Genomic DNA, 19144 nt, shown 5'->3' with positions numbered 1-19144 from the left:
CTCAGCATACTGAGTGGGCATATCGCTGCGTGTTCGCAGAATGGGGCTTTTGATCATGCTTCGAGGGACGATTGCACTTGGTACTCTTCGCACTAGTGTAGTCCTGGCATTACGCTTGGTTGTTCAGGCAAGCACTTTGCTTTTGGTCGCTAGAATGTTGGGAGCAGAGCAATTTGGTGCGTTTGCAGGTGCTTCAGCCTTGGCAGTGTTGATGGGAGCTTGCTCCACTTTCGGGACACATGTTGTTTTGCTCGCTGGTGTCGCCAAAGATCCTTGTTCAAGAGATCGCATACTCCCTTGGGCTATTCCTTGTACCCTCGTATGTGGGATTGTGCTGTTCATAGGTTATCTATCAATCTCCTCCGCTGCGTTTGGCGCTGCGCTGTTACCTTTTAGAGCGCTGCTGTTGATTGGTTTTGCTGAAATTCTTCTGCAGCCGCTTTATGCACTGATGACCTCAGAGCATCATGCCTTGGGGCGGGTCGCAAGGGCGCAGCTCTTGCAGCTTTCCCCTCTAGGGCTTCGCCTCATGGTCGCTTTGTCGGTGGCTGTGCTTGGGTTGGCCGATCCTTTTGACGCTTATGTTTTAGGTTACACATTAGCCTCGCTTGTTGCTCTGGGGGTGGGAGCAATGATGCTGCCAGCTCGCTGGCCTTCTTGGCATAGCTGGCGTTTACCGATCAAAAGCGAGTGGCGCGAAGGTTTTGGCTACGCTGCCATGAATATCACCAAAGCGGGTCCGGCTGAGCTTGACAAGACGATATCACTGAAGCTTCTCCCACCTATTTCAGCTGGTGTTTATGCGGCGTCAGCTCGAGTCGTGGGTGCGGTTACTCTTCCGGTTGCGGCCATGATGCTTTCAGCGTTGCCACGTATGTTTCGCGAAGCCGGGAGGCCAGCAGGTTTGGCGGATCTGCTGGTATGGATGTACGCAGCTGCCGCTTGTTACAGCGTTGCTCTGGCGGCTGCAGTCTGGGTATCTTCCCCTCTGTTGGACCAGCTCTTTGGGGATGAGTACCTGGGGATAGCCGACATGGTTCGTTGGTTGTGCATTGCTATACCGGGAATGGCTCTGCGTTTGGTCGCTGGCAATACGCTGATGGCGCTGGGTAAGCCTTGGACGCGAGTGGTATTCGAGGTGGTGGGGATGGCTGCTCTTATATTTTCTGCTGTCGGTTTGGTAGGTCGCTTTGGCGTTCTCGGCCTGCCTTTGGCTGTTGCCATTTCTGAGTGGTTAATGACGGCAGTTGGTACGGCCATGATCTTATTTTTTCGCCCTAAACGGGTGAGCCGCAAAGTCCGGTACGAATCCTAGGGAGGCGTTAGAAGCAATGACCAGAACCTATACAGGGCCCGGAGAGTGTGGTGGGCCGGAGATAGACAAAAAGTCGGTGAGTAGTTTTTTTGATAAGCGAGCTGAGAAGATTGAATCCGTCGGCCCGTTGCATGCGGTTATTTATCAAGATAAAGACTCAGACCTTGCACTAAATCGCGATATTGCTGAAAAGCAGAAGTTGCTTCCCCTCCTGCAATTGAGTGGCTCGGAGCGTTTGCTTGATGTGGGGTGTGGTACAGGGCGTTGGGCGAAAAATTTGATACCCGTTACTGCTAGTTACTATGGTATTGATGCTTGCGAAGGGTTAGTCGAGTACTCTCGGCAACATTTCTCTTCAGAGAATAGTTCTTTCTTTGTTGCGTCGGCAGATGATTTTTCGTTGCATACACTGGGTGTTGTTGAGCCCTTCGACCGTGTTTTGTGCGCTGGTGTGCTGATATACCTTAATGATACGGAGTTGGGTAACGCGTTGCGATGTATTGCTAATGCAATCGCGCCTGGTGGCCTCATTTTGCTCCGCGAGCCTGTCGGGCTTGGGCGGCGGTTAACGATATCTGAGCATTTCTCTGAGGATATGGAGCAGTATTACAACGCGATATATCGTACCAGGGAAGAGCTAGAGGCTTTCATTCGCACAGAGATGCCCGCTCCCAACTTTCGCTTTGTTGGTGCTGGAGATGTCTACGATGACAGGGTTTTGAACAATCGGAGCGACACTCGGCAGTGCTGGTTCCTGTTGGAGAGAAACCGATGAAAACGGCTTTTTTTTTCGATCTTGACGGTACCATTACCACGACAGAACTTTTACCTTGTATCGCTTCTGAGCTTGGGGTCGCTGACGAAATTGCTACTTTGACCCGACTGACGATGGACGGCCTCATTCCTTTCACCGACTCAATGCGCCTTCGCTGTCTTATTCTTGGTCAGGTGCCATTGGAGCGAGTGCACTCTGTAGTCGATTCAATTCCTATGCAGTCCGAGCTGGTCGATTTCATCAACGGCCGGTCTGAGCAGTGCGCTGTTGTGACAGGCAATTTGGATATTTGGCTGCAGCCGCTTATGGAGCGGCTAGCGTGTCGCTGGTTCTGCTCCTCTGCCACTATCAGCTCCGGTAGCGTCAGGCTGAACCACATCATCGATAAGGGGCAGGTTGTTAGAGAGAGTCGGGCGTCGGGGAAATTTGAACGTCACGTCGCGATTGGAGATGGTGCTAATGACGTATCTATGCTTTCCGAGGCGGAAATAGGTATTGCATATGGGGCTGTGCACCCCCCTGCGCCCTGCACCGTTGATGCGTCGACATTGCTGGTCAATTCTCCGGAGGCTCTATGCAAGCTGTTGAAGGCGCTGTAATTGCGTGTGCTGGTCTTGGTTCCAGGCTGGGGCTTGGGTTGCCGAAGTGTTTGATAGAAGTAGATGGAAAGACGATTCTGACCCGGCTGATAGAGTCACTCAGGCCGCAGGTATCACGTATACATGTTGTCATTGGATACCGCGAGGAGTTGGTGGCTGACTATTGCGCCAGATACCATCGGGATGTTGTATTGGTTCGAAATCCTCAATATAGGGAAACCAACACAGCCCATAGTATTGCTATCGGAAGTCTTGGTTTCCATTCTAAGGTTCTATATTTGGATGGTGACCTGATTATTGACGACGGATCGCTGGTAAGTTTCATTCGAGCTGCTAATGAGCACTGTTCACTGGTCGGCGTGACGCGTGCCAAAAGTGAAAATGCTGTGCTGGTTGAGGTTGGGCAGAGCGCTGGTGATGCATTGGAGGTGACCCACTTTGGCCGCGACCTGGACAGTGAGTACGAATGGGCCAATATCTTTGCAGGGCCGCCGGTGAGGTTGGAGCAGGCAGAAGGCTTTGTCTATCAGGCGCTTGAGCCTTCTCTGCCATTACCTGCAAAGCTACTTGACTTGCATGAGGTCGATACGCCTGCTGACCTGGCTGCTGCTAATGCCTTCTTGCTTGGCGTCGGGAGTGCTCGTTCTTGAGTTGTTTTCGGGACGCGCGGTGTCTAGTGCTATTCCCTGATCGGGACGTTCCGGCGAACTGCACCTTTTTCTGACTTTTGCAAAAGGGTTTTAAATGCAGCCTGTAAGAGTTTTGCTGCTGCTGCAGCGCCCTGAGGCATGGGTAAATATTGCCTCAGTATGGGAGGCGATGAGGCATAGTGATAGCTTCTCTCCTGTTGTATGGGTGCTTCCTTACAATTATGAAAACCCTTCTGTTTCTGCGGAAAAGCTTACGTTGATGCAGGAACTGTTGCAGCGTGATGCGGTGCCGTTTCTTGAATGGGATGAAAGCGTGATTCTGCATCGTGATCAGTTCGATGCAGTGATCTTTAACCATCCTTATGATAGAGAGCGTCCTGAGGGGTTATGGTTTGACCATGTGCGAGCTCTTGTACCGGTAACGGTATATATTCCTTACGGTTTGGTTATGGGGGGGGGTAATAAGAACCTGCGCCTTCAATACTGTCAGCCTGCCCAGCTTCATGCCACGGCGGTTGTGGCGCGCTCACGGTACGAGAAAACACTTTATCAAGAGTACTGCCCTTCGGGGGCTGGCCATGTTTATGTACTTGGGCTGCCTCGTTTCGATCGCCTTATAAGCTCGACCGCTGCGCCGTTTCGTGAGGACTGGACCAGCGCTATCAAAGGTCGGAAGGTGATTTTGTGGAACGCTCATTTTAGTTTTGGTAAGTCACACTCTCAGGTTTCTAATTTCTCCACGTTTGACTTGCTGGGGCCGGAGATATTTGAGTTTGCCTTCTCCCGACGAAAAGATATTTGTTTACTTTGGCGTCCACATCCAGGTTTGCTGCCTGCGGTTGTGCGTGAGGGACTATTGACTGCGGACCAGCTTCCGTTGTTGCGTGAAGAGTTGGCGCAGGCTGGCCTGGTGCTCGATGAGTCCCCAAGTCATTCCGGCGCTTTTGCGGCATCCGACGCGCTGATTACGGATGTTGGCTCTTTTCTTCTTGAGTACCTGGTAACAGGCAAGCCTGTTCTGGCGCTTATCAACCCAGAGGGCGAGCCGCTGAATCAGGAGTCTAAGCAATTAGTCAGGCATTTTGCTGTTGCTAGCGCTCCTGGCGACGTGAGCACGTTTCTAGATTCGGTCATTGCTGGCGAGGCCGACGTGAGAGACTTGTCAGGTGCTTTGGCTAATCATTTGCCGTTGCTGGACGGTCGGGCGGGTGAGCGAGTCGCTGATTTTCTGAAGCGTCTCTGTCAGGGTGGGGCTTCCGAGGAGGCGATCACGTGTATTCCTTCTCCGCCTCCCTATATTAGAAAGCCGCTTCGACCGGCAGCCCTGTCGTCTGGCAATGCAGAGCTGGTGCCGCCATTACCGCCGACGTTGGCACAGCTGGTTTCTGCGCTAAAGTCGCTCCGGGAGGAGAAAGTCCGGGAACCAAAATGGCGTAAGTTAGCGCGCCGAAAACTGAATCAGAGCCGCATTGTTTTTGGAGAAGCGGTAAAAGGCTCGCCGCGTTTAATGGCCTGCATCCGTTCCTTACGTGGCGTCGGCAAAGTGTGAGCAAGGGGATGTTAGTTTCTGGGGCTGGCCGGAAGTTGCTGAGCGGCATTTTGCAAGATTTTATCCAATTGTGCTGCAAGCGCTGTCCAGTCTGAGACGGTGTAGCTAACGGATCCCCTCTCGCCAGCCAGCAAGGTGTTCAGCTTTTCTGCCAGTTGCAGAGCATCCCCTGGCCTGTATTGCATCGTCGGATGATCTTTTAACAGGTGGGCTACATCACCTACCATCGCTGCACATACTGGTACGCCGCATGCCATCGCCTCTTGAAACTTCAAGGGGAAACAATAGCGTCCGAACGTGTCGTCCCGGTTGCAGACCACTGCGACATCTAACGCGTTAATTAGCATCGGCACCAGCTGCCAGTCCAGAATGCCCATGTTGATAATGCGTGGATGAGCATAGAGTGCAGGTGTCTTGTCTTGAGGGCCTGCGATGGCTAAGTAGAGGTCAGTGTCTCTATCTGCCATGAGTGTAAAGGCCTCAAACAGGTCGTTGATGTTCCTGCTTGCGTTTATCGCTCCAGCTGTCCCTATTATCCGGGCCCCTAATGGCAAATTGAGTTGCTCTCGGCATTGCTTGGCGGCAAGTGGCTTGAATACTTTTGTGTTTACTCCGTTGCCGATTACTTGGACTGGCGTCGCCGGGGCAATCATCTCGCGCACATAATTTGCCAAGGTATTGCTTACCGTTGTTATCACTGCAGCGCTTCTGCATGCCTGGTGAAATTGGTGGCGAACGAACGGCAGAGCGGTCAGGGTAAAGTGGTCGTAGTTGTCGTACAGGTCCAGCACAACTGGGGCATTAAGCAGTTGGCCTAATTTTATTGCGGCGATACAGTGCAGAGCATCCGATGACGCCCAGATTACGTCTGGCTTGTCTTTACGCAGATGGCCTAGCTGGCGATACCACTTCCAAGGCGCAGCAGGAGTGAGGTTGACTGATAGCCATCGTACTCCTGAGCCGGATGTGTGTTCTGACTCGGGACGGTACCGGTAGCTGGTGATGAGGCCGCTAACTTTATGACCAGCACGCGCCAACGCCTCTGGTATTTCATACAGGCGTCCATAGCGATCATCCAAGAGGTCGCGTGCCGTGTATTGTCGCTTGCAAAATATCAGTATATGCATGTGTCATTTACTCTCGTGCGCCTCAATTGAGAGCCTAGCTTGCTATCTGTTGGGAGCAATCTGAGCAGCCAGTCGCTCACCAAAAGCGGGCCAGGCAAAAGGCTCCACGAACTCCAGGGCTTTCGCACGCCAGGTAAGCCTTTCAGTGCTTAAGGCTGCTGCTAAGGCGTGGCTAAAAGCCTGGTAGTTATCAGCCTGTGCGAGATGACCTGATTGTCCTTCGGCAACCGCATCCACCACCCCTCCAGTCGCAAATGCCACCGTTGGCAACCCATGCGCAGCCGCTTCAATAGCTACCATACCAAAGCCCTCAGGATCATCCGGAATGTGGCGGACAGGGAATACATGCACGTCAGCTGCTTCATAGGCCGTGGCCAGTTCAGCCGGATTGGTAATAACGCCAAGGAAGATGACATTTGCACCAACACCAGCCCTTGCTGCGGCCGCCTGTATGCTTTCCACGGTCTGAATGCCCGCACCGAGGGAGTTTCTGGGCGCTTCCCCGATCACGACCAGCATTGCATCGGGTTCTGCGTTCACAGCTGTGGGTAGGCCCTGTGCAACAAATTCGCGCAGCCCTTTTCTGGTGGTAAGGCGGCCAACAGAGAGCAGGATTTTTTTTCCCATCAGGCGGTGTTTTTCCCTGAATGCGGCGATGCGCTCGGCGGGCTGCGGCGCTGCAGGGATGCTGACGCCTGGGAACACGATACTGAGTTGCTCCTCGTTCACGCCTGCCGCCAACGCCAGCTGCTTTGTGGGGGTGCTATTTACGATGACGTGATCCAGCCGCTTGAACGTGGGGCGCCATAGTCTGCGATAGAAAGCATGGTCCACGGTGATGTCGAAGCCGTGCAGGTAAGCGACAGACCTGGCTCCGGCGAGCTTGCCAAGGATCCATGCTATAGGCGCGGTTAGCCCACTGCCGGCAAGAATGGTGTCGGGCCGCCAGCGAAGGGTAGCCCACAGGCCTTTGATAAACGCGACTATTAGAAACAGCGGCAGAGGCTTAAGTGGCGCTTCAGTAATCTGGACGTTGTCGGGCTTTTGGGCGGCCGAGCCGCGTGGCCCAACGACTCGCACCTCCGCGTATTTGGACAACTCATCCGCCATGTGCCAGTTCAGCCGCTCCATTCCGCCCACCAGAGGTGGCAGGTTGCGGGTGATGATGAGTATTCGGCGTCGCGGAGTATCCAAGTGTGGTGTCGCTCTGTAGTCGTGTAGGCTAGGGCTGATGCTGTGCAGTGAGCGCTATGGCATGCCCAGTGCGTCTCTCATGTTGTCTGCCAAGCTCAATGCAAAACTGGCCGTGAGGTGCTGATTGTCTCTGAAGACGATTAGGTCGCCGCTAATTGCATTGCATCGCTGGCCCGGGCAAACCGCGTCGTTTAGGTCAACCAAGGCTGTATTGAGTAATGAGTCGACTGCTCGCTGCAAGCCCTTTATGGCATTCGATCGCCGTTTGTCGTCGGCAGGACTGCTGCATGTATCTTTGCTAGACGCCTGGACCCGAGCTACGCCGCCATGCTCCATCAAGCAGGTTACGCCATTGAAGCCAAGCGCGTAGGTTGGTGCAATTATTGCGATCCGTTTTGCTGACGTGATCTGTTCTTCAAATATTCGTGTGGTTCCCTCTGTCCATTGTTCCTCGGTCAGGTCATAGGTGCCTGCAGACCCAATCAACAACAGGTCAGGTTCGAGCTTGTTCAGGTAGGCGGCAGCGGTCTTTTTCCACTCGCTGCACTCTGTGTAAATACGCCCAATGCGTTGGTAAAAGATGGGCTGATCCACTATTGGGCACGAGGATTTCGTGATCACTTCCAGCCGCCATTCGCCGCTATCCAGGTCAAGTGCCTGCTTGATTGCAGGAAACCACTGTAGCCCGATACTGTCCCCCCACATGACAGCAACCTTGGAGGCTTCTTTTGAGCCAAAGTGGCAAGTTTTTACCTGTGCGGATGCGTACCAATCATCGCAGCCATAGCGATAAATTTCCGGAGCGTCAGAACGAGCCAAGGCAAGAGCGGACGGGGCTTCGCTGGCGAGTTGGTCTGAGGCGCTGTTGTGCCACTTTATTAGTTGCACATTGATCAACACGATAACGACAAGGCTGGCAACAATTTGCCACTTGGGGCTGATTCTTGCGTTTTGATATTGCCGAATGGGGTTTTCAACTAGTCGGTAAGATAGATGGGCAAGAAGGAACGCGGTTAATACGAGAGCTGCCTGGGTATAGAGTGTCTTCTCTGTCAGCAGGTGCTGGCCGATAACGAGTACAGGCCAGTGCCACAGGTAGAGTGAATACGATATGTCGCCAATGTACTTTAGTGGGCCGCGCGCGAGCGGCGTTGCTGCCATGCACTGGGAGCCCGGTGATACCGCAAGCAGGCAGAGCGATGTTGCCAGGGTGGGTATAAGGCTGATCCAGTCTGGATAACGTGTGTTTTCACCGATTAACAGCGCGCTGACGAAAATGGCTGCAATCCCTATGACAAGCTGTATCGTAGTGGCGACGGACGAGGGCGATACTAACCGTCTTGCCAGCAGCCAAGTGATTGCGCCGAAACCAAATTGCCAGATGCGTGCAGGCATTAGATAGAAAGCTTGGACCGGGTTGCTGTAGGCAAGCCACATGCATAGGACCAGGCTTAGCAGGGTTATGGCCAGCAGCAGAGGTAGGCGGTATTTGCTCGCAAGGCTGCAGACCAGCATGACCATCAGGGGCCAAAGCAGATAGAACTGTTCTTCCACTCCGAGCGACCAGGTGTGGAGAAAGGCATTCGCCAGAGAAGTACTCTCGAAATAGTTCTGTTCGGCAAAGATGAAGTAAAAATTACTGACCCAGGCTGCGGCGCTTGCTGCGGCCGATGCTTGGGCGGGGTGTTCGGTGACGGGCGTTAAGGCAAATATAGCCGCTGCCGAGACGATCAGCATGAGCATCAGTGCGGGCATCAGCCGTTTTAGCCGGCGGGCATAAAAGCGTGATAACGACAGTCCTCCTTCCTTCTCAATTTCAGTGATCAGCAGGCCCGTGATCAGATATCCGGAGATGACAAAAAAGACGTCCACTCCGATAAACCCGCCGTACAGGAAGGGGACGCCGGTGTGCGCAGCTAAAACCAGCAGGATGGCGACAGCTCTGAGGCCCTGGATGCTTGGGTTATACGGCAGTTGCTTTATTTGCTGACTCAAGGTGCGTCCTTGCAGGTGGGGTGGTTGCTATTCAGTTTGGCGTGAAAGACCCGTTCAATAATTTCATGTTGCCGTTGGTGTCTACCGTTCGCGCTCAGGCATTAACCACATTCTCCCCGTGCAGGCGGCCGCGAGTGTCGACGATCACGGCGGCATGCTGTTGCAGGGCGTTGTAGTCGAAGGCGTCGTGGTCGGTGGCGAGGACGAGACAGTCGTAGTCGGCCATGGTTTCGGCGGTCAGGGTGACTGATTTCAGGTCGAAATGGTAATCCCGTTTCTGCGGGAAGCTGGGTACGTGTGGATCTGCATAGGCGACGATGGCGCCTTTGTCCTGCAGCAGTGACATGATTTCCACTGCGGGTGATTCCCGGGTGTCGTCGATGTTCTTTTTGTAGGCGAGGCCCAGCACGAGGATGCGGCTGCCGTTGATGGCTTTGCTTTTGCTGTTGAGGGCGTCAGCGACTTTCTGCACGACCCAGTGCGGCATGTAGTGGTTTATCTCGCCTGCCAGCTCGATAAACCGAGTGTTGACGCCGTATTCCTTGGCCTTCCAGGTCAGGTAGAACGGGTCAATCGGGATGCAGTGGCCGCCAAGGCCAGGGCCAGGGGTATAGGGCACGAAGCCGAACGGTTTGGTGGCGGCGGCCTTGATGACTTCGTGGATGTCGATGCCCATGCGGTCGGCGACAATTTTCATTTCATTGACCAGACCGATGTTGACCGCGCGGTGGATATTTTCCAGCAGCTTGGTCATTTCGGCGGCGCGGGTGGTGCTGACGGGCACGAGGCGCTCGATGGCTTTTGCATAGAGGGCAGTGCCGAGTTCAAGGCATTGTGGCGTCATGCCGCCGATAACCTTGGGAATCTGCGCGGTGGTGAAGTGCGCGTTGCCCGGGTCTTCACGTTCGGGGGAGTAGACTAGCGCGCAGTCGAGGCCGGGGGTGAAGCCGCCTTCTGCGAGCCGGGGCGCGAGAAGTTCGTCGGTGGTGCCCGGCCAGGTGGTGCTCTCCAGGCTCATCAGTTGCCCCGCCTTGAAGTAGGGCAGTATGGCGTCGACGGTATTGGCGACGTAGCTGAGGTCGGGCTGATGGTGGCTGTCCAGCGGGGTCGGGACGCAGATGATCTGGGCGTCGACCTCGCGGGTGAGGGCAAAGTCGGTAGTGGCGACAAATCCAGCGGCCCTGGCGCGCTCGATTTCGCTGGCCGTTATGCGCTCGATGTAACTTTGGCCGCTATTGAGACTGGTGACCTTGGCAGGGTCGATATCAAAGCCGATGACCCGAATGCCAACCTCGGCAAAGCGCAGGGCCAGTGGTAGGCCGACGTAGCCCAGCCCGTAGATGCCAACGACGCACTGGCCTGACTGAATGCGGCTGAGTAGGCCGTCCATTGCGTTACTGGTTTGGGGTGAGGTGGGCATTCTGTGAGCGGTCCCTGTTCTCGGATATTAGGTGGCGATGATTGCAAATGCCCGAAGTGCGGGCAAGGCTGATGTGCGGCGCTGTGCTGTCGATCACTGGACGGTTAGCAGCAAGCCCCGCAGCACTATCTCCCCCTTTTGCCACAACATCCATTCACCCGGCTGATATGCCTCCCATTGCTCATTGCTGGTCAGGGGCTCGGTGGCGATGACGGTGACGATATCGTTGGCGGTGGTGTGCTGCTTGAAGTCGACTTCAAGTTCGAGGTCGCTGAGCTGTGCCGGGCCGAAGGGTGCGCGGCGGGTTATCCAATGGAGTTTGCTGGTGCAGAGGGTAAACAGCCATTCGCCGTTGCTGAGCATCAGGTTGCACACCCCGAGCGGCAGGAGCGGGGCGCAGCATTCGCTTAGGGTTTGAGTCAGTTCATCCAGTCTGGGCGGGGCGCTGTAGCGGCTTGCCAGGGTGTTGAGCAGGTGGCAGAAGATACGCTCGCTGTCGGTATCGCCTACGGCGCTATAGGGGCCGGCGGCGGGATGAAAACCGGCAAGCTGGCCGTTGTGCGCGAAGGCCCAGTAGTGGCTCCATAGTTCGCGGGTGAATGGGTGGGTATTGGCGAGGCTGACGCCACCGACGTTGGCCTGCCGGATGTGGCAGATGACGTTTTCGGACTTGATCGGGTATTGCTCAATCAGTCGGGCAATGGCAGAGCTGTGACAGGGGGAGGCGTCGTGGAAGCAGCGCAGGCCCTTGCCTTCGTAGAAGGCAACGCCCCAGCCGTCCTTGTGCGGCCCGATTTCACCACCGCGGCGCATCAGGCCAGCGAAGCTGAAGCAGATGTCGGTGGGTACATTGGCGCTCATGCCGAGCAGCTCACACATATGCTGGCTCCTGATGGTGTTGGTAGGTGGTGATGATAGCGCGGGGCGGATGTGAAACGAAAACGACCGGCGCGCGGCTGGTGATGCTTGCCGAATCCTGCCGTTCCTGTGAGCCTACGCTGGGCGTTGCCTGGCAGGCAACGAAGTCTGCTGCCGTTAAGTCCAACCCGCTGGGGCAAAAATCAGGCGGGCGTCGTTATTTGAGGGGCACAGCTGGGTGACGGGGTTTCGCTTGATGGCTTTCGAACGATTCCAGCATGGCGGCCGCCGAGAGGCTGTTTGCCGCCGCGAGTTTAACCCTGGTTTTGCAGCGAGATGAGCATCAATGTCGGGACGGTGCCTACATTCTTGGTGTGGTAAGGCTGGCAAGGGGATGGGGCTGCCTTCCAAGCGGCCCCAGACAGGACGCTATTTGCCTTGTGTTTTCATGATCATCCCTGTTTCCGGCCTGATTAGCCCGTTAAGGGTATCCAGGTAGGCCTGCTTCATTGCCTCGCCGCCTTCGACGGTTCTTATCTCCATCCAGCTCCCGACTGACGCAGCCAAGGGTGACCAAAGCGTGGCAAAGCGGCCCATCAACTGGGCAGTGCCGATGTCCTTGCTGCGCTGCGCCCAGTAGCCGGGGGCGAAAAACACCTCCGGTCTGGTACCGGGAAGGTTTTTCTCGCTCTGCCGCTGATCCCAATGCGCAGCGCCTACCAATGCACTGTATTTCAGTTTCTCTTGCAGCCGCTGATGGACCGCTGCGAGCACTGCGCCGTTGCCAGCAAAGTCGATCAGCACGCTTGGAGTGTCGGCGTTCAGCTCATCCAGTTGGTCATAGGTGATGGTTTGGTCATAGTAGCCAAGGCCGGTGACGAAGCCAGCGTTGGCTGCCGAGGTCAGCGCAACGATCTGCAGCGGTTTGCCGCCTCGGCTTGAGCGCTGGTGGTTGAGCATGAAGGCCAGGCCAAGGGCGGTCTTGCTGGAGGCGCTGGTAAGAATGATCTGCCGGGCGCCGAAATAGTCGTTTTCGTTAAGAAAGTCATCCAGCAGAAAAGACGTTAGCAACAACGGCCGCAGCAGCATCTGCAGCGCTTCCAGTTCCGGGCGATACGCCGGATCGCTGGCGGTGAACTGGTACTGGTTGTAGGCCAGAGCAAGGTGGCTGCGATGGCTGGCGATGTCGGTGAAGCTGCTGGCGGTAATGTCGCCCGGTTGTACACGCAGTTGCTCGGCCATCGGCAGGTAGCCGTACACCCGGGCGCCTTCCTTGATAGCGGGGTGACGGCTGGCGCTGACATCGGCAAAGCCCCACACCGGCACCTGGCCCCAGGAGGCCTCGGCCGGGAAGAAGTCCCAGTAGCCGAATCGGTCGCCCAGCGTTGCGTAGGTAATGTTGTTTGCTGTGAACGCGAAGTAGTCAATGTCCAGCAGCACCTCGCCGTCCTGCAGGTCCTGCTCTTGCAGTCTGGGCACCTCCTGCAGCGTGCACTCGTGGATGTTGCCTTTGTTAACTAGCAGGCGGGTGCAAGTGGTGGTCATGGTCTGGTCCCCAGGCTGTGATGTCAGAGGCTAGCTTGCCGTGATTGCACCGCGCGGTCAGCGTTCAATCATCGTTCAAATGCCGCCTGATAAGAGGGCACGATTGGAGTGGTTGCCGATGTCCTGCACTGCAATGAACACTTTTGTGTTTTGCCTCATTCCTTGTTTTTTCTTGCTTCCCTTTTGAATGGATGCGTCTGGCGCGCGGGTCTCAAGATTATTGCGATATGACGGCAGGGAAGTGGCTGTATTTTCCTGTGACTTATTGGTCATAAAATTGCATTATCCTGTTTTGAATCAATTAAAATCGCTTTCTTTTTGCATATAAAATCGGGGCGATTTTACTTTTTGATTCGTCTGTTGGTGCTCCGGATCAAGGCCTGACTTGTGAAGTACGTGGCGCATACACCCAATCGGTATGAGGACCTCTACCATGAAACAGCTGACCCCGATGGACTCCCACTTCTTCTATTTCGAGGCGCCGAACCAGCCGATGATGATCGGTAGCCTCTGGCTGTGTGATCAGAGCACGGCGCCGGGTGGATTGGTGCGGCACAAGGATATTCTTCAGTACGTTTCGGATCGCTTGAATACAACGTCTTACTTTCGTCGCCGACTGGAAACCGCTCCTTTCCAGCTTGACGACCCTTACTGGCTGGATGACGAGAACTTCGATCTGGAGTATCACGTGCGTCATGTTGGTCTGCCGCAGCCTGGCGACTGGCGGCAACTCTGCATCTTCACCGCACGGACCATGTCGCGCAGTGTCGATATGGAACGCGCGCCGTGGGAGATCTACATTATTGAAGGCGTGAACAACGTACCGGGCATTCCTCCGAACAGCTTTGCGGTGCTGATTCGATTCCACCACGCCTACGTTGATGGCAAGGCCAGTCTTGAGCTGACCACCGCGATGATGGAAGAGACAGCCGACCACGAATATGGGCGGCGTGATCGGGTTGAAGTGGCCGAGCGTGCGCCGACTCGGCTGGAAATGTGGTCGCGCACCACACCGCGGATGATGGGGCAGGCCTGGCGCAGCATGCGCGCCGGGCTGACCGCCGGGCGCAAAGGGGTGGAGCTGGTCAGACGTCTGCGTGCCGAGGCCAAGCCGGAGCAGCGCCGGGTACCGCGCACCATCTTCAATGTGCAGATCTCACCACATCGTTCGTACGGTGCGCTGACCTGGAACATTCCTGAACTCAAGCGTATGCGTCAGCTGTGTCCTGGGGCCACGCTGAACGACGTGGTTATTGCCATCATTGCTGGAGGCATGCGCCGCTATCTATCGCACCACAACCAACTGCCTGCCAACGAATCGCTGGTATCGATGTGCCCGGTGTCGGTCCGGCCTAACGAGGCGGTGAAGGATTGTGGCAACCTGATTTCGGCGATGTTTATCGGCATCGGAACCGATATTGACGATGCCCACGAGCGTCTCTCGGCGGTGCGTCGCCGAACCGCGCGGGGCGTGCCGCTGGCTCGCGACGTTCTGTGTGATCTCAACAACGCGGTCGGAGATATGGTGCCGCCTTACGTTCGTGCGCTGGGCGCGTGGATTCAGAACAAGTCCAAGCTGGTTAGTGCGGTGCCGCTGGTGAACACCCTGATTACCAATGTGCCCGGGATTCCCGGTCTATTGCCCCGCTATTTTGCCGGGGCCCGCATCGTCAATGTGTTCCCGCTGGCGCCGGTCAGCGACGGGATGGCTATCAGCCACTGCCTGACCGGTATCTACGATGATCTCAATGTCGGCGTGCTGGCGGACCGCAACATTGTCTCCGACATGGACTTCTACATCAGCTGCATTCAGGCCTCCACCGAAGAATACCGCGCGTTGTTGGCCGACCTGGAAAAAACTGCAGCCGCTGCGGCTCCCGGGCGCATCGAGGCACCGCGGCCGGCGACCAACGATGAGGCAACGACAGAAAAAGCGGCCGAAAAGGCTGCGCCAGTGGCAGCCGGTGCGCGGAAGAAGGCCGCAGCCAAGACAGCTGAACCCGCCGCTGCTGAAGGGAAGCAAGCCAAGTCCGCTGGCGCTGCCTGACGCTGCAACGTAACTATTGGTAAGGCGCCTGTGGGCGCCATGGGAGTTGAATATGGTAGCCAATCTCTTTCAGCGTGGCAGAAGCAAGGCGCTGCTGCAGTCGATGGAAAAGGCAGAAAGCTACGAGCAGTGGAGCGAGCTGGCTGCAGCCTGGGATCACGAGGAAGGGCTGGACGAGTGGAAGCAGGATGACGCCTGCGAAAGCTACGACTACCGTTCAATTCGTCAGCGCCTGGACGTGTTGCGGGATTTGCGCTTTCGCAAGGATTATCATCAGTTGCTGTTCGTGCTCAACGAGGGTGTTCATGGCAACCTGGGCGGCATGGGCAAGCCGTCGCTATATAACAAGGCGCGGCTGGGAACGAAAAACCTCATCACCCGGTACATCGATGAATTGTGTGGTGCACTGAACGACCTGAACGAGGTGGACGACAACGTCATTTCGCTGGCCGAGAAGCAGGATTTCTTTCTGCGTGCCAGCCATTGCAATGGTCGGACCGCCTTGATGCTGAGTGGTGGCGCGGTGCTCGGCTTCTTCCACGCCGGGGTTTTGAAGGCGCTGTTCGAGCAGGGTTTGCTGCCGGAGATCATCTCGGGCAGCAGCGCGGGTTCGATTCTTGCTGCAACGGCGTGCACCCATGTTGATGAGGAGTTGCGCGAGCGTCTTGCCATCGACAATCTGCATCACGAGATCGAGGAAACCAGCGCCATTCGCCCGTCGCTCAGCCTGTTCGGCGGTGGTCGCGCGATGGATGCTGACAACCTGCGTGATTACCTCAGCAAGATCATCCCGGATCTGACCTTCCAGGAGGCCTTTGAGCTGACCGGCCGCAAGCTCAATATTACGGTCACCGGGCTCTCTACCCAGCAGGCGCCGCGGCTGCTCAATGCTATTACTTCACCCAACGTGCTTATTCGTACCGCCGTCATGGCGTCGTGTGCGATCTACGGTGTCTACCCGCCGGTGACGCTGATGTGTCGCAACGCGGCAGGGGAGACGGTGCCTTATCTGCCTGGCATGAAGTGGATCGACGGCTCATTCGCCGATGACTTGCCGGCCAAACGCCTGGCGCGGCTGTATGGCGTCAACCATTTCATTTCCAGCATGACCAATCCGGCGGCCTTGGCCATTACCCCGGACCCTGATGCGCCGCGCAGTCGTTTGCGCAATCTGGCGCACTTCCAGGCGCGTTTCCTCAAGCTGGGCGCAGCCGAGGCCATGCGCTTCAGTCGCGACAATATCCGTATCAAATCTCCGGTAATCAGTTTGATGCAGCATCTGACCTATGGGGTATTGGCGCAGGAATACACCGCGGACATCAACATCTTCCTGCGTAACCGCTGGGATCATCCGCTGCGCTTGCTGGCGCCGCCGAGCCGCGAGGCTATGCACCGCCTGATTCATGAGGGCGAACGCTCGACCTGGGAGAAGATCGAGATGGTGCGCAACTGCACGGCAGTCAGCCGTACGCTGGACCATATCCTGCACACCCGTGAATGGGAGAAGTAGCGGCTGCAGGTTTCAGAAACGAAGTCTGATCCGGTCGGGTGTGTGAAGGAGGGGGCAGACGAGCAGCTCATTGCCCCTTCCGTGTTGCGCGTCGGGCAGTGGGCCCCTGCCTGCGCCATGGCCTCGGTGCCTTTTCATTCGCGCTGGCAATGCGCACAATGCTCACATTGCCCAGCCACGAATTGAAACACCATGACACCTGACGAAATGCCGCTGACTGGCCGCCGTATTGCCCTGCCGGAGAGCCGCGAGCTCGACTTGTTTGCCGATATGCTGACCAAGCGCGGGGCTGAGGTAGTGCGCTGCCCGCTGGTCTCAATCCACGATGCGCCGGATCCGCAGCCGGTGCTGGCGTGGATGCGCGAGCTGATTGCCAATCCCTTTGATCAATTGATCTTGCTGACCGGCGAAGGGTTGCGTCGCATGCTGGCGCTGGCTGCGCGTCAGGGCGGTAGCCTGCATGATGAATTTGTTGCGGCGTTGGGGGCGACCCCCAAGCTGACCCGCGGGCCAAAGCCGGGGGCAGCGCTGCGCAAGGCAGGCTTGCGCCCGGATCGGGTTGCGGTTGCGCCGACCACTGAAGGCGTGATCGAAACGCTGAAAGGCCAGAACTTGAATGGTCTGCGCATTGGCGTTCAACTTTACGGAACTGATCCGAATCGGCGACTGGTCGACTTTTTGACCGATGCGGGCGCCAGCGTCAGCACGGTTGCGCCTTATATCTATGCGGATGATGTCGAGGATGCGCAGGTTGATCAGCTGATTGACACCCTGCTGGCGATCGACGTCGATGCGATTGCCTTTACCAGTGCTACCCAGGTACGGCGCCTGCTGCAGATTGCCCGGCGGCGGGAACAGGGCGAACCCGCACTTTTGGCCGCGCTGGCGCAGATCAAGGTGGCGGCGGTCGGCCCGGTGGTCGCTGATGAGCTGCGTGCTCGCGGTATCCAGGTCGACCTGATGCCGGAAAGCAGCTTCTTTATGAAGCCACTGGTGCGTGAGCTGGTGAAGGTGCTGGGCTGACCGCGCCGGCCATGGCGGGCCAATGGTCTTTCCACGGCTGTGCCGCTTCCAGCTGGGTAGCCAACTGCAGTAACAGTGCTTCACCGCCGCTGGGGGCACAGAATTGAACGCCGAGGGGCAGGCCGTCGGTGGTCCAGTGCAGCGGCACACTCATGGCGGGTGTGCCGGTCAGGTTGGCCAACTGGGTGAAGGGCACGTAGGTCAGGTTATCTAGCGCCATGCCTTCAATCATCGTGTCCAGCCAGCCGCGTCTGGCCATGAATGACAGCAGTCCGCTGTCGAGCATCAGGCGCAGAATTTGCTGTTGTCTGCTTGGTAGTTCGGCCTGTTCGTGACGGATTGGCGGGTGCGCCAGCGTCGGGGTCAGATACAGGTCGTAGCGTTGGTAGAAGGTGCCCAGCGCTTGGCCGAACTGGTTCCAGTCGCGATGACGACTGACGTATTCGCCGCTGCTCTGGGCTCGACCGAGCGCCGCAAGGATTCGGGTCAGCAGCTCAAACTCACCCTCGCTTGCACCCATATCCCGAGCTTGCTGCAGGGTGGCGGCTACCTGACCGAAATACAGACTGAGGTAGCTGCGAGCGAGTGCATGGCCATCGTACTCGGGCTGAGCTTCCTCTACGTCGTGGCCCAGTGAGTGCAGCAGTGCGATAGTACGTTGCACTGCTTCGATGGCCTCGGGGTGAACGGGCCGGTCTACCGGAGAGCGGGTGCTAAAACCGATGCGCAGCCTGCCCGGCTCACGTTTGGCCAAGGTGCGGAAGTCCTGCTCCGGGGCCGCAATGATAAATGGATCACCCGGGTTGCCGCCGGCCATCAGGTCCAACGAAAGTGCGGCGTCACGCACGCTGCGTGAGAGCACCAGATCGCTTGAGGCTCCTTCCCATATCTCGGCAGAGGCAGGCCCTGGAGAAACGCGCCCGCGACTTGGGCGCAGACCGAACAGGCCGCAGCAGGCAGCGGGGATGCGGATCGAACCGCCGCCGTCGTTGGCACCGGCCAGCGGTACCAGACCTGCTGCCACTGCGGCTGCCGAGCCGCCGCTGGAGCCGCCCGGGGTGTGTTCGGGGTTCCACGGGTTGCGAGTCAGGCCGAACGCCTTGGGGTCGGTGACCCCTTTGAGGGCGAGTTCCGGGGTGTTGGTCTTGCCGATAATCACGGCACCGGCATCAAGCAGGCGGCGGACAATGTGGGAGTGCTGGGTAGCCGGTAGCCGATTGAACGCCTGATTACCGTTGCTGGTAGGTAGTCCGGCGTAGTCCTGTACCGCGTCCTTGATAAGAATGGGGACGCCGGCCAGCGGGCCACTCAGCGGCTGTTTGATGCGTTCGCGGGCGATGTCGTACATCGGCCGACAGATGGCGTTGATCGACGGGTTGAGTTGCTCGCAGCGACTGATAGCGATATCCAACAGCTCTGTTGCGCTGGTGTCGCCCTGACTGACCATGTTAGCCAGGCCGGTGGCGTCGTTGTTGAGGTACTGCTGCTGATCGATCGGCATCGCACGTCCCTGTTCTTGTTGTTTTGAGCTTTTGCT

Annotated in this window: 16 protein-coding genes; 8 read left to right on the top strand and 8 right to left on the bottom strand. The window is 56.9% G+C overall.

Annotated features, from left to right (window positions below; genetic code table 11):
• The first annotated feature begins 154 nt into the window (after positions 1–154).
• The 5 genes from C1949_RS05135 (at position 155) to C1949_RS05115 (ending at position 4888) form a co-directional block, all read left to right on the top strand.
• Positions 155–1315, top strand: a complete 1161-nt coding sequence (locus C1949_RS05135) for a lipopolysaccharide biosynthesis protein (RefSeq protein ID WP_229744291.1) — start codon at positions 155–157, stop codon at positions 1313–1315.
• A 16-nt stretch (positions 1316–1331) separates the two neighbouring features.
• The gene (locus C1949_RS05130) at positions 1332–2090 is read left to right on the top strand and encodes a class I SAM-dependent methyltransferase (protein ID WP_104737392.1); all 759 of its coding nucleotides are present in this window, start codon (positions 1332–1334) and stop codon (positions 2088–2090) included.
• Positions 2087–2689 (top strand): HAD-IB family phosphatase, encoded by a 603-nt coding sequence (locus C1949_RS05125; protein WP_104737391.1) that lies wholly within the window; start codon positions 2087–2089, stop codon positions 2687–2689. The genes C1949_RS05130 and C1949_RS05125 overlap by 4 nt, the downstream gene beginning before the upstream one ends.
• Entirely contained in the window at positions 2665–3339 is a 675-nt protein-coding gene (locus tag C1949_RS05120) for an NTP transferase domain-containing protein (protein ID WP_104737390.1), read from the top strand. Before C1949_RS05125 ends, C1949_RS05120 begins: the two co-directional genes overlap by 25 nt.
• A gap of 94 nt (positions 3340–3433) precedes the next feature.
• Complete coding sequence (locus C1949_RS05115; protein ID WP_146040292.1) at positions 3434–4888, top strand: CDP-glycerol glycerophosphotransferase family protein; 1455 nt, start codon at positions 3434–3436, stop codon at positions 4886–4888.
• Positions 4889–4899: 11 nt separating this feature from the next.
• On the opposite strand, the gene C1949_RS05110 is transcribed toward C1949_RS05115, so the two are convergent.
• The 7 genes from C1949_RS05110 to C1949_RS19260 all read right to left on the bottom strand — a co-directional run bounded on the left by C1949_RS05110 (position 4900) and on the right by C1949_RS19260 (position 13300).
• Positions 4900–6015 carry a glycosyltransferase family 4 protein gene (locus C1949_RS05110; protein ID WP_104737388.1) on the bottom strand — a complete coding sequence of 372 codons (1116 nt, stop codon included), beginning with the start codon at positions 6013–6015 and terminating at the stop codon, positions 4900–4902.
• A gap of 42 nt (positions 6016–6057) precedes the next feature.
• Entirely contained in the window at positions 6058–7146 is a 1089-nt protein-coding gene (locus tag C1949_RS05105) for a glycosyltransferase family 4 protein (RefSeq protein ID WP_104737387.1), read from the bottom strand.
• Positions 7147–7263: 117 nt separating this feature from the next.
• Positions 7264–9204 carry an acyltransferase family protein gene (locus tag C1949_RS05100; RefSeq protein WP_170063004.1) on the bottom strand — a complete coding sequence of 647 codons (1941 nt, stop codon included), beginning with the start codon at positions 9202–9204 and terminating at the stop codon, positions 7264–7266.
• Positions 9205–9298: 94 nt separating this feature from the next.
• Positions 9299–10624 carry a nucleotide sugar dehydrogenase gene (locus C1949_RS05095; protein WP_280527926.1) on the bottom strand — a complete coding sequence of 442 codons (1326 nt, stop codon included), beginning with the start codon at positions 10622–10624 and terminating at the stop codon, positions 9299–9301.
• 93 nt (positions 10625–10717) lie between these two features.
• Complete coding sequence (locus tag C1949_RS05090) at positions 10718–11503, bottom strand: class II glutamine amidotransferase (RefSeq protein WP_104737384.1); 786 nt, start codon at positions 11501–11503, stop codon at positions 10718–10720.
• A 408-nt stretch (positions 11504–11911) separates the two neighbouring features.
• Positions 11912–13027, bottom strand: coding sequence for a DUF2855 family protein (locus C1949_RS05085; protein WP_104737383.1), 1116 nt, complete (start codon positions 13025–13027; stop codon positions 11912–11914).
• A 75-nt stretch (positions 13028–13102) separates the two neighbouring features.
• Complete coding sequence (locus C1949_RS19260) at positions 13103–13300, bottom strand: hypothetical protein (RefSeq protein ID WP_146040291.1); 198 nt, start codon at positions 13298–13300, stop codon at positions 13103–13105.
• Between the two features lie 160 nt (positions 13301–13460).
• On the opposite strand from C1949_RS19260, the gene C1949_RS05080 reads away from it, so the two are divergent.
• From C1949_RS05080 to C1949_RS05070, 3 genes are all read left to right on the top strand, one after another.
• Positions 13461–15074: a wax ester/triacylglycerol synthase family O-acyltransferase gene (locus C1949_RS05080; protein WP_170063003.1), complete on the top strand. Its 1614-nt coding sequence runs from the start codon at positions 13461–13463 to the stop codon at positions 15072–15074.
• Between the two features lie 52 nt (positions 15075–15126).
• Positions 15127–16584, top strand: coding sequence for a DUF3336 domain-containing protein (locus C1949_RS05075; protein WP_104737381.1), 1458 nt, complete (start codon positions 15127–15129; stop codon positions 16582–16584).
• Between the two features lie 192 nt (positions 16585–16776).
• Complete coding sequence (locus C1949_RS05070; protein ID WP_104737380.1) at positions 16777–17607, top strand: uroporphyrinogen-III synthase; 831 nt, start codon at positions 16777–16779, stop codon at positions 17605–17607.
• Here C1949_RS05070 and C1949_RS05065 read toward each other — a convergent pair.
• On the bottom strand, positions 17564–19108 hold the full coding sequence (locus C1949_RS05065) for an amidase (RefSeq protein ID WP_104737379.1): 1545 nt from the start codon (positions 19106–19108) through the stop codon (positions 17564–17566). The two genes, C1949_RS05070 and C1949_RS05065, sit on opposite strands and share 44 nt — an antisense overlap.
• Positions 19109–19144: the final 36 nt, after the last annotated feature.

It is taken from the genome of Halopseudomonas oceani (assembly GCF_002903165.1).
Lineage (GTDB): Bacteria > Pseudomonadota > Gammaproteobacteria > Pseudomonadales > Pseudomonadaceae > Halopseudomonas > Halopseudomonas oceani.
Note: the sequence above shows the minus strand (reverse complement) of the source record. Positions and strands in the feature narration are given on the sequence as shown.

Bases quoted from the DNA above. Each gene is read 5' to 3' on its own strand.
- C1949_RS05135 (WP_229744291.1), top strand. From the start codon at position 155: ATGTTGGGAGCAGAGCAATTTGGTGCGTTTGCAGGTGCTTCAGCCTTG.
- C1949_RS05130 (WP_104737392.1), top strand. From the start codon at position 1,332: ATGACCAGAACCTATACAGGGCCCGGAGAGTGTGGTGGGCCGGAGATA.
- C1949_RS05125 (WP_104737391.1), top strand. From the start codon at position 2,087: ATGAAAACGGCTTTTTTTTTCGATCTTGACGGTACCATTACCACGACA.
- C1949_RS05120 (WP_104737390.1), top strand. From the start codon at position 2,665: ATGCAAGCTGTTGAAGGCGCTGTAATTGCGTGTGCTGGTCTTGGTTCC.
- C1949_RS05115 (WP_146040292.1), top strand. From the start codon at position 3,434: ATGCAGCCTGTAAGAGTTTTGCTGCTGCTGCAGCGCCCTGAGGCATGG.
- C1949_RS05110 (WP_104737388.1), bottom strand. From the start codon at position 6,015: ATGCATATACTGATATTTTGCAAGCGACAATACACGGCACGCGACCTC.
- C1949_RS05105 (WP_104737387.1), bottom strand. From the start codon at position 7,146: ATGGAGCGGCTGAACTGGCACATGGCGGATGAGTTGTCCAAATACGCG.
- C1949_RS05095 (WP_280527926.1), bottom strand. From the start codon at position 10,624: ATGCCCACCTCACCCCAAACCAGTAACGCAATGGACGGCCTACTCAGC.
- C1949_RS05090 (WP_104737384.1), bottom strand. From the start codon at position 11,503: ATGTGTGAGCTGCTCGGCATGAGCGCCAATGTACCCACCGACATCTGC.
- C1949_RS05085 (WP_104737383.1), bottom strand. From the start codon at position 13,027: ATGACCACCACTTGCACCCGCCTGCTAGTTAACAAAGGCAACATCCAC.
- C1949_RS19260 (WP_146040291.1), bottom strand. From the start codon at position 13,300: ATGACCAATAAGTCACAGGAAAATACAGCCACTTCCCTGCCGTCATAT.
- C1949_RS05080 (WP_170063003.1), top strand. From the start codon at position 13,461: ATGAAACAGCTGACCCCGATGGACTCCCACTTCTTCTATTTCGAGGCG.
- C1949_RS05075 (WP_104737381.1), top strand. From the start codon at position 15,127: ATGGTAGCCAATCTCTTTCAGCGTGGCAGAAGCAAGGCGCTGCTGCAG.
- C1949_RS05070 (WP_104737380.1), top strand. From the start codon at position 16,777: ATGACACCTGACGAAATGCCGCTGACTGGCCGCCGTATTGCCCTGCCG.
- C1949_RS05065 (WP_104737379.1), bottom strand. From the start codon at position 19,108: ATGCCGATCGATCAGCAGCAGTACCTCAACAACGACGCCACCGGCCTG.